Annotated in this window: 13 protein-coding genes and 1 tRNA gene; 9 read left to right on the forward strand and 5 right to left on the reverse strand. The window is 64.1% G+C overall.

All coding sequences use genetic code 11. The features are described from left to right. The first annotated feature begins 71 nt into the window (after positions 1-71). The gene (gene phaR / locus EJI00_RS23020) at positions 72-632 is read left to right on the forward strand and encodes a polyhydroxyalkanoate synthesis repressor PhaR (protein WP_041946121.1); all 561 of its coding nucleotides are present in this window, start codon (positions 72-74) and stop codon (positions 630-632) included. A 41-nt stretch (positions 633-673) separates the two neighbouring features. Further along, the gene (gene rimO, locus EJI00_RS23025; protein ID WP_126749801.1) at positions 674-2080 is read left to right on the forward strand and encodes a 30S ribosomal protein S12 methylthiotransferase RimO; all 1407 of its coding nucleotides are present in this window, start codon (positions 674-676) and stop codon (positions 2078-2080) included. Positions 2081-2399: 319 nt separating this feature from the next. Here the strand turns inward: rimO and EJI00_RS23030 are convergent, their stop codons facing one another. Continuing rightward, positions 2400-2795 carry a YkvA family protein gene (locus EJI00_RS23030; protein ID WP_126749802.1) on the reverse strand — a complete coding sequence of 132 codons (396 nt, stop codon included), beginning with the start codon at positions 2793-2795 and terminating at the stop codon, positions 2400-2402. A 560-nt stretch (positions 2796-3355) separates the two neighbouring features. Then, positions 3356-3440: transfer RNA gene (locus EJI00_RS23035), tRNA-Leu, on the reverse strand. An 80-nt stretch (positions 3441-3520) separates the two neighbouring features. Between EJI00_RS23035 and rnr the strand changes: the two genes are divergently transcribed. Beyond that, positions 3521-5788 carry a ribonuclease R gene (rnr, locus tag EJI00_RS23040; RefSeq protein WP_260590823.1) on the forward strand — a complete coding sequence of 756 codons (2268 nt, stop codon included), beginning with the start codon at positions 3521-3523 and terminating at the stop codon, positions 5786-5788. A gap of 61 nt (positions 5789-5849) precedes the next feature. Continuing rightward, a complete protein-coding gene (locus tag EJI00_RS23045; protein WP_126749804.1) occupies positions 5850-6614 on the forward strand; it encodes an SDR family oxidoreductase in 765 nt (254 codons plus the stop codon). A gap of 7 nt (positions 6615-6621) precedes the next feature. On the opposite strand, the gene EJI00_RS23050 is transcribed toward EJI00_RS23045, so the two are convergent. Genes EJI00_RS23050 through EJI00_RS23060 form a run of 3 tightly spaced genes read right to left on the reverse strand, consistent with a single transcriptional unit; the run spans position 6622 to position 10768 of the window. Beyond that, positions 6622-8085, reverse strand: coding sequence for an NAD(P)H-hydrate dehydratase (locus EJI00_RS23050; protein WP_126749805.1), 1464 nt, complete (start codon positions 8083-8085; stop codon positions 6622-6624). A 50-nt stretch (positions 8086-8135) separates the two neighbouring features. Next, positions 8136-9392: a D-amino acid dehydrogenase gene (locus EJI00_RS23055; protein WP_126749806.1), complete on the reverse strand. Its 1257-nt coding sequence runs from the start codon at positions 9390-9392 to the stop codon at positions 8136-8138. 50 nt (positions 9393-9442) lie between these two features. Beyond that, positions 9443-10768, reverse strand: coding sequence for an amidase (locus tag EJI00_RS23060; protein ID WP_126749807.1), 1326 nt, complete (start codon positions 10766-10768; stop codon positions 9443-9445). Between the two features lie 221 nt (positions 10769-10989). Between EJI00_RS23060 and rpsB the strand changes: the two genes are divergently transcribed. The 5 genes from rpsB (at position 10990) to uppS (ending at position 14905) form a co-directional block, all read left to right on the forward strand. Next, positions 10990-11742: a 30S ribosomal protein S2 gene (gene rpsB, locus EJI00_RS23065; RefSeq protein ID WP_126749808.1), complete on the forward strand. Its 753-nt coding sequence runs from the start codon at positions 10990-10992 to the stop codon at positions 11740-11742. An 81-nt stretch (positions 11743-11823) separates the two neighbouring features. After that, the gene (tsf, locus tag EJI00_RS23070; RefSeq protein WP_126749809.1) at positions 11824-12747 is read left to right on the forward strand and encodes a translation elongation factor Ts; all 924 of its coding nucleotides are present in this window, start codon (positions 11824-11826) and stop codon (positions 12745-12747) included. A 102-nt stretch (positions 12748-12849) separates the two neighbouring features. Next, the gene (gene pyrH / locus EJI00_RS23075; RefSeq protein ID WP_012747709.1) at positions 12850-13572 is read left to right on the forward strand and encodes a UMP kinase; all 723 of its coding nucleotides are present in this window, start codon (positions 12850-12852) and stop codon (positions 13570-13572) included. 11 nt (positions 13573-13583) lie between these two features. Then, positions 13584-14153, forward strand: coding sequence for a ribosome recycling factor (frr, locus tag EJI00_RS23080; protein ID WP_126749810.1), 570 nt, complete (start codon positions 13584-13586; stop codon positions 14151-14153). 8 nt (positions 14154-14161) lie between these two features. Further along, positions 14162-14905 (forward strand): polyprenyl diphosphate synthase, encoded by a 744-nt coding sequence (gene uppS, locus EJI00_RS23085; protein ID WP_126749811.1) that lies wholly within the window; start codon positions 14162-14164, stop codon positions 14903-14905. Positions 14906-14923 lie beyond the last annotated feature (18 nt).

Raw genomic sequence — 14923 nt, forward strand, 5'->3', positions numbered from 1 at the left:
CAGCGGACGCGCGGTCAGGGTAAACCTTGTCGCGATGCAGCAAAACCGCTACCTAGAATTGATCGGATGACATGGGCATCCATGTGAAGGAGTCCGCAGTGCAGAGCAAGAAGTCCGGGGTCAAGCCGGTGCAACGTGTAATCAAGAAGTACCCCAACCGAAGGCTCTACGACACCGAGACATCCACCTACATCACGCTCACCGAGGTGAAGCAGCTGGTGATACAGAACGCCCAGTTCGTGGTGCGCGATGCCAAGACGGGGGACGACCTCACGCGCAGCATCCTGCTGCAGATCATTCTCGAAGAAGAGGCGGGCGGCGCCCCCATGTTCACCGAGCAGGTGCTGGCCAACATCATCCGTTTCTACGGACAGGCCATGCAGGGCTACATGGGGCCGTACCTCGAGAAGAACATCCAGGCCATGACCGAAGTGCAGGCCCAGCTCGCCGAAAAGGCCGAAGGCCTGACGCCCGAAATGTGGTCGCGCTTCATGACCATGCAGTCGCCCATGCTCCAGGGGCTGATGGGCAATTACGTCGAGCAGTCCAAGAACGTGTTCCTGCAGATGCAGGAACAGATGCAGAAGAATACCGAGCAGGTTCTGGGCGCATTCGGCATCAAACGCCCCTGAAATCCCGGTCCCGGCCGATAGCTGGGACAATAGAGGCATATATGAGCGAAGTTGCCTCCCCCGAACGTACCGCCACGCCGGCTGCCCCTAAGGTCGGTTTTGTGAGCCTGGGCTGCCCCAAGGCCCTTACCGATTCCGAATTGATCCTGACCCAGCTCAGCGCGGAGGGCTACCAGACGGCCAAGACCTTCGAAGGTGCCGACCTGGTGATCGTCAACACTTGCGGCTTCATCGACGATGCGGTGAAGGAGAGCCTGGACACCATCGGCGAGGCACTGGCGGAAAACGGCCGCGTCATCGTCACGGGTTGCCTGGGCGCCAAGACGGGCGACCAGGGCGGCAACCTGGTTCGGCAAATGCACCCGAGCGTGCTGGCCGTGACCGGCCCGCACGCCACGCAAGAAGTGATGGACGCGGTGCATGCCAACCTGCCGAAGCCGCATGACCCGTTCGTCGATCTCGTTCCCAACACCTTCGGCATTGCCGGCCTCAAGCTCACGCCGCGCCACTATGCATACCTGAAGATCAGCGAAGGCTGCAACCACCGCTGCACCTTCTGCATCATTCCCTCGATGCGGGGCGACCTGGTGTCCCGGCCGGTCGGCGACGTCCTCGGCGAGGCCAAGGCCTTGTTCGAGGGCGGCGTGAAGGAGCTGCTGGTGATCAGCCAGGACACCTCGGCTTACGGCGTGGACGTGAAGTACCGCACCGGGTTCTGGGACGGCAAGCCGGTCAAGACCCGCATGCTCGAACTGGTGCGCACGCTGGGCGAAATTGCCGAGCCGTACGGCGCGTGGGTCCGGCTGCACTACGTGTACCCGTATCCGAGCGTGGACGAGATCATTCCGTTGATGGCGAGCGGGCAGGTGCTGCCTTACCTCGACGTGCCCTTGCAGCACAGCCACCCCGATGTGCTCAAGCGCATGAAGCGGCCGGCAAGCGGCGAGAAGAACCTGGAGCGCCTTGCGCGCTGGCGTGAGGTTTGTCCCGAACTCGTGATCCGCAGCACCTTCATCGCGGGCTTTCCCGGCGAGACCGAGCAGGAGTTCGAGCACCTGCTCGATTTCATGCGCGAAGCCCAGATCGACCGGGCAGGCTGCTTTGCCTACAGTCCGGTGGAAGGCGCGACGGCCAACGACATTCCCGGCATGCTGCCGGCGGCCGAGCGCGAAGCACGCCGTGCCCGCTTCATGGAAGTGGCTGAAGCCGTGTCGATTGCCAAGCTGCAACAGCGCATCGGCGCAACGATGCAGGTGCTGGTGGATTCAGCGCCCGGCATGGGCCGCAAGGGTGGCGTTGGCCGCACCTACGCCGACGCCCCTGAGATCGACGGCACCGTGCGCCTGCTGCCACCCGAAAAAATCAGCAAGACGCTCAAGGTGGGTGAGTTCACCAAGGCCCGCATCGTCGGCGCCGAGGGGCACGACCTGATCGCCTTGCCGATCTGAGTCGCAGCGGCTGCTCCAAAAGAAAAGCCCGCGGAAGCGGGCTTTTCTTTTGGCTTGGGTGAGGCTGCCACTGCCCGGCAGTGCTCAGTCATCCGAACGCGAAATGACCAGGAGGCTCATGAACAGCGCGCCGAGGAACATGCCGATCAATAGGGTAAATGCAGTAATCACGATGGTTTCCGTTGGGTTGATAGCCGTATTTTCGAACTAAACGTAACCATGTGTGCATTCTTAAGTTACTTTTAGAATCATATTGAGCTAAAAGTGTGACTTTCGCCACACTTCTGGTTCGGTCTGTGGGCTCGCGGACGCGGCGAAATTAGGAGCGGTTGTTCAACCAAGCCCAAAAAGCAATGGCAACACCAATCCAGACGGCGACGACAAGCGCGGCGCCGGCCATGCTTCGGGGCTTCTTCGCGCCCTGTTCTTTCATCCACCCGTCCGCGCGGGCACGGCATTCCTCGAGAACGTCCCGGGGAATGAGCCGGATGTTCAGCCAGATCAGGCCGGGCAACAGCAAGGCGTCATCCAGATAGCCAAGTACCGGAATGAAATCGGGAATGAGATCGATCGGGCTCAGCGCATACGCGACCACAAAAGCGGCGAGAGCCTTTGCGAACCACGGCGCGCCCGGATGGCGGTAGGCAAACCACAGCGTCACGGCGTCGCGCTTGATCCGCGATGCCCACTGTCGGATGCTCTTGAAAATGGACATGGACGAGAAGGAGCGGTTACCGCGCAAGTATGGCGCGATGATGGCGGGAAAGATTTGCTTCGCGGATCGCCGGATCGGCAGCAACCTTGGCGTGGTAAGGTGCACAACAGGCTGCAAGGCCTGTCGCAACTCCGCAGGTCCATTCCATGGCCGGGCAGCGAGTTGAACGCCGCGCTCATCAGGTTGGGTTTGCGGTTCACCTTTACTGGCAACGCGGTGTATTGACTCGGTTGCCGCGCTTCATGAGACTGTGCGCGATCATTCGTCGATGTACTGCGTCAGAATGGCGAAAAGCCGATCTTCGGTGAGCAGGTTGCTGCATCACTTCATGAGACGAAGCCCGTTCCACTTGTCCGAATCCGTGTCGTCGAAAACCGTTTCGCAAAAACTCCCGCTTCGGGACTGCGATGGCGTGCGCGAATGCGGCGGATTTCTGTCGGTCTGGCCTGCCTTGGCCGTGACCGGCTTTCGTGAGGGAGAACATCCTTCGATCATGTTCCCAGGGAAAAGAAAAAACCCCTGTAAATCACAGATTCACAGGGGTTTCAGCTTGGTAGTGGTGGTGCCCAGAAGAGGACTCGAACCTCCACGATGTTACTCGCTAGTACCTGAAACTAGTGCGTCTACCAATTCCGCCATCTGGGCCCACATAGCTGCCGAAGCAGTTATGTTTTGAATTTCAGGAAAGAGAGAATCATATCAAAAATAATGGCCACTCCAGCGGTCTGCTGGATGAATTTGAAGGAACTGTTCAGGGACATCGCGATGGACACGGTTTCGTGCAGCGCGACGACGGCGAAGCCGACATCTATCTGCCCCCGAACGAGATGCGTGCAGTGCTGCACAAAGACCGCGTCAAGGCGCGCGTGGTGCGGCAAGACCGGCGCGGTCGTCCCGAGGGGCGGGTGGTCGAAATCGTCGAGCGCCCCGAGCAGCCGATCATCGGCCGCCTGTTGCATGAAGGCGGCATCTGGCTCGTGGCGCCCGAAGACAAGCGCTACGGACAGGACGTGCTGATTCCCAAGGGCGCAACCGGTCCCGCGAAGGTGGGGCAGGTTGTGGTGGTGCAGCTCACCGAGCCGCCGGCCCTGTTCGGCCAGCCCGTGGGCCGCGTGAAGGAAGTGCTCGGCGAAATCGACGACCCGGGCATGGAGATCGAAATTGCCGTGCGCAAGTACGGCGTGCCGCACGAGTTTTCCGCCGAATGCCTGGCCGAAGCCAAGGCCTTGCCGGAGAAGGTTCGGCCAGCGGACAAGAAGGGGCGCATCGACCTGACCGACGTGCCGCTGGTCACCATCGACGGCGAAGACGCGCGCGACTTCGACGACGCGGTGTACTGCGAACCCGCGAAGGTTGGCCGAGGCAAGGGATGGCGACTGCTGGTGGCCATTGCCGATGTCAGCGCCTATGTGCAGACCGGCTCGGCGATCGACATCGACGCCTACGACCGCGCGACCAGTGTCTACTTTCCGCGCCGCGTTATCCCGATGCTGCCGGAAAAGCTTTCGAACGGCTTGTGCTCGCTGAACCCCGAGGTCGAGCGCCTGTGCATGGTGTGCGACATGCTGGTGGCCGCCGACGGCGAGATCTACGCCTATCAGTTCTACCCGGCGGTGATGTTCAGCCATGCGCGTTTCACCTATACCGAAGTGGCCGCCATTCTTGGCAACACGCGCGGCCCCGAAGCAGCCAAGCGCAAGGACCGCGTGAAGGACCTGCTGAACCTGGCCGACGTCTACAAGGCCCTGCTCAAGCAGCGCGGCAAGCGCGGCGCGGTCGACTTCGAGACCACAGAGACCCAGATCATCTGCGACGACGCGGGCCGTATCGAGAAGATCGTGCCGCGCACGCGCAACGAGGCGCACCGCCTCATCGAAGAAGCCATGCTCGCGGCCAACGTGTGCAGCGCCGACTTCATCGCAGAAGGCAAGCACCCGGGCCTGTTCCGCGTGCACGAAGGCCCGACGCCCGAGAAGAAGGAAATTTTGCGCGGCTATCTGAAAGCCATGGGCGTGGGGCTGAGCATCACCGACGACCCGAGGCCCGGCGAGTTCCAGGCGATTGCCGAAGCCACCAAGGAACGGCCCGACGCGCAGCAGATCCACACCATGCTGCTTCGCTCGATGCAGCAGGCGATCTACACGCCCATCAACAGCGGCCACTTCGGCTTGGCTTACGAGGCCTACACGCACTTCACGAGCCCGATCCGGCGCTATCCGGACCTGCTGGTGCACCGTGTGATCAAGGCGATTCTCGGCAAGACACGTTATCAGTTGCCGATGCTGCCGACGCCAGGTGAGGCGCATGCCAAGCTTGCCAAGCGGCTGGCCTCTCGCGTCAAGGCGCCCACGACCAAGCCGCAGAAGGCCACGGTCGCACCCACCAAGGAGGTGCTGGCCTGGGAAGCCGCCGGCCTGCATTGCAGCGCCAACGAGCGCCGTGCCGACGAAGCCAGCCGCGACGTCGAGGCATGGCTCAAGTGCAAGTACATGCGCGAGCACCTGGGCGAGGAATATGGCGGCGTGGTCACCGCGGCCACGACCTTCGGCATCTTCGTGACGCTGGACGCCATGTATGTCGAGGGACTGGTGCACATCACCGAGCTTGGCGGCGAATACTTCAAGTTCGATGAAATGCGCCAGGAACTGCGCGGTGAACGCACGGGCATTCGCTATGCCATCGGCACCCGCGTGCGGGTGCAGGTGAGCAGGGTCGACCTGGACGGGCGCAAGATCGACTTCCGCCTGGTGCGCGAGGGCGAAGAGCTCACGTCGCGTGCCATGAAGGACAAGGGCGTGGGCTCGGCCGGCGTGCCGGTGAAGGCGTCAGCCAAGCGGAGCTCGCGCCACAAGGCCGAGGCCGCCCCCGAACAGCGCACCGATCGCGCCGTTACTGCAGTTGCGGGCCCTCAATCGGCGATGCAGGCCTTCAAGTCGGCGGTGAAGAAGGCCGCCAACAAGATGAAGGGGCGCAAACCGCCGCGCCGTGCATGACGCACAACGCTTTGCCCCTATACGTAAGCAAGACAGACAAGCTGAGAAGGAGACACTGAGCATGAGCGTGGAAAACAACAAGGGCCGCATCGCCATCGTCACGGGTGCCGGCTCGGGCATCGGGCGCGCCGCGGCGCTCGCATTGCTGGCCGATGGCTGGAACGTGGCGCTGGCGGGGCGCCGCCCCGAGCCGCTGGAGCAGGTGGCGGAAGAGTCGGGCGCCGGCGCACGTGCGTTTGCAGTGCCTACCGACGTGGCCAATGCTGAATCGGTGCAGGCGCTGTTCGCCGCCGTGGTCGAACGCTTCGGCCGCGTCGATCTGCTGTTCAACAATGCCGGCGTGGGCAATCCGCCGGGTCCATTCGAAGACTGGACGCCGGATCAATGGCGGGGCGTGGTCGACATCAACCTGAACGGCATGTTCTTCTGCATCCAGCAGGCGTTCCGCACGATGAAGGCGCAGACCCCGCGAGGCGGCCGCATCATCAACAACGGCTCCATCTCGGCCACCGCACCGCGGCCGAATTCGCCGGCCTACACGGCGACCAAGCATGCGGTCGAAGGCCTCACCAAGACCGCATCGCTGGACGGGCGCAAGTACGACATCGCCGTCGGCCAGATCGACGTGGGCAACGCCATGACCGAACTGGCTGCGCGCATGGCCAAGGGTGTGCCGCAAGCCAACGGCGAGCTTGCGATCGAGCCGTTGATGGACGTGAAGATCGTCGGGCAGTCGGTGCTCTACATGGCGAACCTGCCACTGGAAGCCAACGTGCTGTTCCACACCGTGATGGCGACGAAGATGCCCTTCGTCGGGCGCGGCTAGAAGCTCGTCAGCCGGGTGCCTGGCGCGCCAGTGCCCCGGCCGTGAGCGGGGGCGCATCGGCCGGCCAGGTGTCGGCGATGTGGCCGTGGTGCCAGACGGCGCTTTGCGCAGCCTCGAATGACAATTGTTTCGAGGCCATCGCGGCGCCAATCATCCCGGCCAGCACGTCGCCCGTGCCGGCGGTTGCGAGCGCGGCATTGCCGGTGGGATTGAGCACGGGCGGCGTACCGCTGTTGTCGGCGATGACTGTTCCCGAGCCTTTGAGCACGGCAACTGCGCCATAGCGCGACGCCAGTTCGCGTGCTGCTGCAAGCCGGTCGGCTTGAATGTCGGCGACCGTGCAATCCAGCAGGCGAGCGGCCTCCAGCGGATGCGGAGTGATGACGGTCGGTTTTCCGCGTCGGCCGCGTGATGCCAGTTGCGCCTGCAACGCGCTGTCGCTCGCAATGGCGTTCAATGCATCGGCATCGAGCACCAGTGCTGCCGCCGTCGCCAGCACGCGCGGCAGCACCGCGCGTACGTCTGTGCCTCCGCCGCATCCGCAGACCGCTGTCATGCCTGAAAGATCGAGCGCATCGGCGTCTCGCAGCATCAGCTCGGGCTGTGCAAAGTCGAGAGGGGCGGCACTCGGGTCGAGCAAGCCCACGAATACACGTCCGGCGCCCGCATGCAGTGCAGCCGATCCGGCCAGCAGCGCGGCGCCCGCCATGCCGGGTGCGCCGCCGATCACCGCGACATCGCCATAACTCCCCTTATGCGATGCGTGGCTGCGTCGCGGGCCCGCCGGCCGGCCCGCAAGGCGCGCGGCGGGCTGTTCAGCGATGCCGCCGCCGCAACCCAGGTCGTCGAACCACACTGTGCCCGCGGCATCGCGGCCTTGCGCCGTGAAAAGGCCTGGTTTCAGGGTCAGGAAGGTGACGCAGAAGCGGGGCGACGCGGCACCCGAATGAGGGGCGATGCTCGACACGCCGGTGTCCGCGTTCAACCCGGACGGCACGTCGACACTCAGTACCGGTTGCGTCGTCGCATGCATCTGCCGCAGCCATTCGGCCATGGCGTTCTCGATGGGGCGGGCGGCGCCAATGCCGAGCAGCGCATCGATGGCCAATCCATAGGCGGCGGGCGGGTTGGGCGCGAAGATCACGCCGGCATCCCTGGCCCGCTGTAGCGATAACTTCGCGTCCGGCGGCAGGCGACTTTCATCGCCGGCGAACGTGACGATCGGCAGAAAGCCACGTTGCTGCAACTGCGCGGCCGCTTCAAAACCATCGCCGCCGTTGTTTCCCGGCCCGCAGGCGACCCATACCGTGCGCGCATGCGGCGCGACCGCCATGGCCAGGCGCGCAACCGCAAGGCCGGCGCGCTGCATCAGCGTGTGGGCGGGCAGGGCGGCTGCGGCGGCCTGCTCGATGCGCCGCGTTGCCGCAATATCGAAAAGGTCGGCGACGGTGTCGGACGTGATGCGTTGCATCAGGCCATTTTGCCGCTGCATGTGTCCTGGCCGGAGCTGCGGCGGAATCCCTAGGAAAGGTGGAGCCGCTCGACGCCCAGGCCTTCCAAGTCGACGCCGGGATCTCGGCCTCCGATCAGGTCGGCCACCACCCGCGCGCTGCCGCACGACAGCGCCCAGCCGCTCGAGCCGTGGCCCAGGTTGAGCCAGACGCCCGGCACGCCGCTGGCTCCAAGAACCGGGGGGCCGTCGGGCAGCATCGGCCGCGCGCCCTTCCATTGCTGCACGCCCGACTGCAGCGTGACCGCGCCGGGGAACCAGTCGTGCAGCACCTTGTAAAGCGTTTGCACCGCGGACGGATTCATCGTGCTCAGCGAACCGCCGATTTCGGCGCTCCCGGCCACGCGCACGCGCTGGCCCAACCGCGAGATCGCGACCTTGTAGCGTTCGTCCATCACCGCGCTGCGCGGCGCGTTGAGCGATTCGCGAATTGGCGCGCTGATGGAGTGGCCGTAGATGGGAGCAAGCGGAATCCGAAGCCCGAGCGGCCGCACGAGCGCAGCCGAGGCCAGCCCGGCGCAGACCACCACGGCATCGAACCGCAACGGTGGGGAACCGCTTGCGAGCGAAACGGAAGTGGGGTCGGCGCGGCTCAGCGGCGCGATGTCGCAGTTGAAATGGAACTGGGCGCCGAGTGCCTCGGCCTCCCACTTGAGCAGCAGCGCGAACTGGCGGCAGTTGGCCACTTCGTCCTCGGGCAAGTAGATGGCGCCTGCAAGCGCGGTATCGGTGCTGAGCGCGGGTTCGATGCGCCGGGCCTCGTCGGCGTCGACTTCGCGAAAGACGCTGCCTGCAGCTCGCAGTACGTCGAGGCCGGGCCGCACCAGCTTTTTCTCGCGCTTGGAGCGCAGCAGCACAAGGTAGCCGTCGCTGCGCTCGTAGCTGAGTTCGCGCGCTTCGGTCACCTCGTGCAGGCGGGTGCGGCTGTAGAACGCCAGCCGCTGCATGCGGGCGCGGTTGGCCAGGTAGGTTTCGAGCTTGCAGGCTTTCTGCCAACGCGACATCCAGCCGATATCGCGTGAGTTCAGCGGCCAGCGCAGCTTGATGGCGCCGTGGGAGGAGAGCAGTGAACGCAGCACCTTGGCGCGCATGCCCGGTGCGGCCCACGGTGTTACATAGCCCGGTGCGACCACGCCCGCATTGGCAAAACTGGCTTCCTCGGCCGCTGCGCCGCGGCGCTCGAACACAGACACTTCATGGCCGTCCGAAGCCAGTTCCCAGGCGGTGGTGACGCCGATGATGCCGGCGCCCACGATCGCGATTTTCATTGAATGCTTGAGTAAGAAGAGATGGCTGACGCCCGTCGGTAGGCGTGCAGCTATTGTCTTCGCAGTGCGTGTTCCGTTTGTAAGGCAATCGCGAGAATGGCGTCGTCGTGCAGTGCGGCGTGCCACAGCATCAGGCCGACGGGCAGCACGCCGGCGGCATGGCAGGGCAGCGAAATGGCACAGCCGTCGAGCATGTTGACGATCGACGGGTTGCGCAGCAGTAGCGCGTTGATGCGAAAGAACTCGTCGTCGCGCTCGGCACCCGGCGCCACGCTCTCGATGGGAGGCGCGGTGATCGGAACGGTCGGCGACAGCACGGCGTCGTAGGGGGCGAGCGCCGTTTCGACGCGCTCGATCCACGCGTGACGGGCATTCACGAGGTCGATGTATTCGTGCGCCTTCATGGCGGCGCCTCTGAGAATGCGCTGCGCCACGCGCGGGTCGTAACCGGCGCCGCTGCGTTCCAGCAACAGCCGGTGCCAGGCGTAAGACTCGGCTGCCGAAAATCCGCCGGTGGCGTTGATGGCCTGCAGCTCTGCCAGTTCCGGCAGCGCGATTTCCTCGATCTGGGCACCAGCGGCGCGCAATGCTCGCAGCGCGCGTTCGAGAGCCTGAGCCACCGCAGGCTCGATGCCGTCGAAAAACACGTTCTTCACCACGGCGAGCCGGTATGCGCCCAGAGCGGCTGCACCGGCAGTCACGCGGCGCGCCGCGAGGATTTCATGCGCGGTGACGGCGTCCCGCACCGATCGCGTCATGGCGCAAACGGTGTCCAGGGTGGTCGACAGCGGCAGGGCGCCGTCGGCCGGAACGAGTCGGGCGGTGCTCTTGAAGCCCACGATGCCGTTCAGCGCCGCGGGAATGCGGATCGAGCCGCCGGTGTCGGAACCCAGCCCGATGAACGCCGCCCCGGTGGCTACGGAAACGGCGGCGCCGGAAGAAGAGCCGCCCGGAATTCGCGGTGTGGCCGAGTCGCTCACATTGGCCGGGGTGCCATGGTGCGGGTTGACCCCCACGCCCGAGAAAGCGAACTCGGTCATGTTGGTGCGGCCGGTCAGCACGCCGCCCGCGGCGCGCAGCCGCGCCACGGCCACGGCATCCGCCTTGGCGGCCGGGGCATGCGAAAGCACCACGGAGCCCGCGGGAGTGGGCTGTCCCTCGATGTCGAACAGGTCCTTGGCGGTGAATGCCAGCCCGGAGAGCCTGCTTTGCAACACCGGCCGATCGGCTTGCCGGCGCGCTTCGTCGAACAGCGTGCGGGTGAAAACGTGGTTGCAGGCCGGGGATTCGGAGATCTCGATGGCGCGCTCCATTTCGGTGCGTGCATCGCTGCCGCCTGCCAGAAGGTTCAAACGGGCGGCGTGAAGGTCGTTCATGGGTGGGCTGCGAGGGCGTGGACGGCTCGGTTCCGGGAGGTGGAAGGGGGAAAGGACGGGACGGGCCGTGCTATACTCGTTGGGTTTCGCTGATCATGCGGCGGCTCTCGCCGCACCCAGCCAGACACATTCGCAAACCGGCCCAATCAAGGTGTTGTGACTCCATTCGAAGGAGGCGCAAAACGGGCTGGATTTTAGACCCAACCTTTGGAGTAATTTCAATGTCGACCACCATGCGCGAAATGCTGGAAGCCGGTGTCCACTTCGGACACCAAACCCGCTTCTGGAACCCCAAGATGGCTCCGTTCATCTTCGGCCATCGCAACAAGATCCACATCATCAACCTGGAAAAGTCGCTCCCGATGTTCCAGGACGCGATGAAGTACGCCAAGCAGCTCACCGCCAACCGCGGCACCATCCTCATGGTCGGCACCAAGCGCCAGGCCCGTGAAATCGTGGCTGCCGAAGCCCGCCGCGCCGGCGTGCCTTTCGTCGATACCCGCTGGCTCGGCGGCATGCTGACCAACTTCAAGACGGTCAAGACCTCGATCAAGCGCCTGAAGGACATGAAGGCCCAGCAAGAAGCTGGTCTCGAGAGCCTGAGCAAGAAAGAGCAACTCACGTTCACCCGTGAAATCGAGAAGCTCGAAAAGGACATCGGCGGCATCCAGGACATGACCGCGCTGCCCGACGCCATCTTCGTGATCGACGTGGGCTTCCACAAGATCGCCGTGGCAGAAGCCAAGAAGCTCGGCATTCCGCTGATCGGCGTGGTGGACTCCAACCACTCGCCCGAAGGCATCGACTACGTCATTCCGGGCAACGACGACTCGTCGAAGGCCGTCACGCTGTACGCCCGCGGCATCGCCGACGCGATCATCGAAGGCCGCAACAGCGCCACCGGTGACGTGGTCAAGGCCATCGCCGAAGGCAGCGACGAATTCGTTGAAGTCGAAGAGGGCGCCTCGGCCTGATCGAGTGCTCTCACGCGCCTGAAGAAGGGGCTTTGGTGCCCCTTTTTTTTAATCTGATTTTTTGGACACGGAGATAGAACAATGGCTGCAATCACCGCAAGCATGGTCGGCGAACTGCGCGCAAAGACCGACGCGCCCATGATGGAATGCAAGAAGGCCCTGACCGAGGCCGACGGCAACATGGAAAAGGCCGAAGAGCTGCTGCGCATCAAGCTCGGCAACAAGGCTGGCAAGGCTTCGGGCCGCATCACCGCCGAAGGCGTGGTCACGGCGTTTGTCGAAGGCTCGGCCGGCGGCATGATCGAAATCAACTGCGAAACCGACTTCGTCACCAAGAACGACAGCTTCCTGGCCATGGCCAACGCTGCCGCGATGCTGGTCGCCAAGAACAACCCCGCCGACATCGCTGCGCTCGGCGCGCTGTCCTATGAGCAGGACGGCTTCGGCCCCACGCTCGAAGACGTGCGCAAGGGCCTGATCGGCAAGATCGGCGAGAACATGAGCTTCCGCCGCTTCAAGCACTTTGCCGGCAACGGCAAGCTGGCTTCGTACCTGCACGGCACGCGCATCGGCGTGATGGTCGAGTTCGAGGGCGACGAAACGTCGGCCAAGGACGTGGCAATGCACATTGCCGCCATGAAGCCGGTCGCTATTTCGGCTGCCGACGTGCCCGCCGACCTGATCGAAAAAGAGCGCGCTGTTGCCGCCGGCAAGGCCGAGGAAGACCGCAAGACGGCCGAAGCCGAAGGCAAGAAGGCGCAGCCTGCCGACATCGTTGCCAAGCGCATCGAAGGCGGGGTGCAGAAGTACCTGAAGGAAGTCTCGCTGCACAACCAGCCGTTCGTGAAGAACGACAAGCAGACCGTCGAGCAGATGCTCAAGGCCGCCAACACTACCATCAAGGGCTTCACCCTTTACGTGGTCGGCGAAGGCATCGAAAAGAAGGTCGACGACTTCGCAGCCGAAGTGGCGGCGCAAGTTGCTGCCGCCAAGGCCGCGGCGTAAAAACTGTTACGCCCCAAAGCGACGGCGCACGTGTGTGTGCCGCCGCTTTTTCACCGCCTCGTTCTACACTCGCCCCCGCCAACCCAAGTAAGGAAATTGCCCATGTCTGATCCCCGTCCAGCCCACAAGCGAATCTTGTTGAAGCTGTCGGGTGAGGCGTTGATGGGAGACGATGCCTTTGGTATTAACCGTGCCACCATCGTCCGCATGGTCGAAGAGGTGGCCGAAGTGGTGAATATGGGTGTGGAAGTCGCCGTCGTCATCGGCGGCGGCAACATCTTCCGCGGTGTCGCGGGAGGCTCGGTCGGAATGGACCGCGCCACGGCCGATTACATGGGCATGCTGGCCACGGTGATGAACTCGCTGGCGCTGGCCGATGCCATGAACAAGCAAGGGCTGGTGGCGCGCGTCATGTCCGCCATTGCCATCGAGCAGGTGGTCGAGCCCTACGTGCGGCCCAAGGCGCTGCAGTACCTCGAAGAGGGCAAGGTCGTTGTGTTTGCCGCCGGTACCGGCAACCCGTTCTTCACCACCGACACGGCCGCCGCGCTGCGCGGGGCCGAAATCGGCGCCGAGCTGGTGCTCAAGGCGACCAAGGTCGACGGTGTCTATTCCGCCGACCCCAAGACCCATCCGGATGCAACGCGCTATTCCACGCTCACCTTCGACGAGGCAATCGCGCAAAATCTCGGCATCATGGACGCCACGGCCTTTGCGCTGTGCCGCGACCAGAAGCTGCCGATCAAGGTGTTCTCGATCTTCAAGAACGGCGCACTCAAGCGCGTCGTCATGGGCGAGGACGAAGGCACGCTGGTGCATGCCTGAGGAGTATTGAGATGACGACCCCTACCATTGCAGAAATTCGCAGCACGACCGATGCGAAGATGAACCAGTCGCTGGCTGCGTTCCAGAACAACCTCACCAAGATCCGTACCGGCCGCGCCAACTCCGCGCTGCTCGACTCGATCCATGTGGAGTACTACGGCTCGCAGGTTCCCCTGAGCCAGGTGGCCAACGTGTCGGTGCTCGACTCGCGCACCATCAGCGTCCAGCCCTGGGAAAAGGGCATGGGCGCCAAGATCGAGAAGGCCATCCGCGAAAGCGACCTGGGCCTGAACCCGGCGTCGATGGGCGACCTGATCCGCGTGCCGCTTCCCGCAATGAGCGAAGAGCGCCGCAAGGAAATGACCAAGCTGGTCCGCAACGAAGGCGAAAGCGCCAAGATCGCCACGCGCAACCTGCGCCGCGACGCGAACGAAGCGGTCAAGAAGCTGGTCAAGGAAAAGCTTGCCTCCGAAGACGACCAGAAGCGCGCCGAGGCCGAGATCCAGAAGGTCACCGACCGCCACATCGCGGAAATCGACCGGCTGGTCGCGGCCAAGGAAGCGGAGATCATGGCCGTTTGAGGCTGCGCATGGCCTCGTCTTCGCTGCAGATTCCCCACCATATTGCCATCGTCATGGATGGCAACGGACGCTGGGCCACGCGGCGATTCCTGCCTCGCGTGGCGGGCCACAAGCAGGGCGTCGAATCGCTGCGCCGCTGCGTCAGGGCATGCGTCGATCGCGGCGTGGGCATTCTGACGGTGTTCGCGTTTTCGTCTGAAAATTGGAACCGGCCGCCCGAAGAGGTTTCGGGGCTGATGGAAATCATGGTCGGTGCGCTCGCACGCGAAGTGCCCAAGCTGAGCCGCGACGGCGTGCGGCTGCACTTCGTCGGCGAGCGGGCCGGGCTCTCCAAAAAGATGGTGCAAGGCCTGGTCGATGCCGAAGAGGCCACGGCGCAGAACACCAAGCTCATACTCAACGTCTGCTTCAACTATGGCGGCCGATGGGACATTGCACGGGCAGCCGCCAAGCTGGCCGAGCAGGGCGAGCCGCTTACCGAAGCCAACCTCGATCGCGCGATGGCCCTGGCCCATGTGCCAGACCCCGACCTGCTCATTCGCACTGGCGGTGAGCAGCGCCTGTCGAACTTCCTGCTGTGGCAAAGCGCCTATGCGGAGCTGTTCTTCAGCAACAAGCTGTGGCCGGAGTTCGACGAAGCCGAGCTGGACGCGGGAATTGCCGCGTTCCAGCTTCGCGAGCGCCGTTTCGGTAAGACTTCCGCACAGGTCACGGCCGGCAGCGATTCCACCTCGGATCGCCAGTTGGCCTGACGGCCTTCAACGGCCCGA

The organism is Variovorax sp. DXTD-1 (assembly GCF_003984625.1).
Lineage (GTDB): Bacteria > Pseudomonadota > Gammaproteobacteria > Burkholderiales > Burkholderiaceae_C > Variovorax.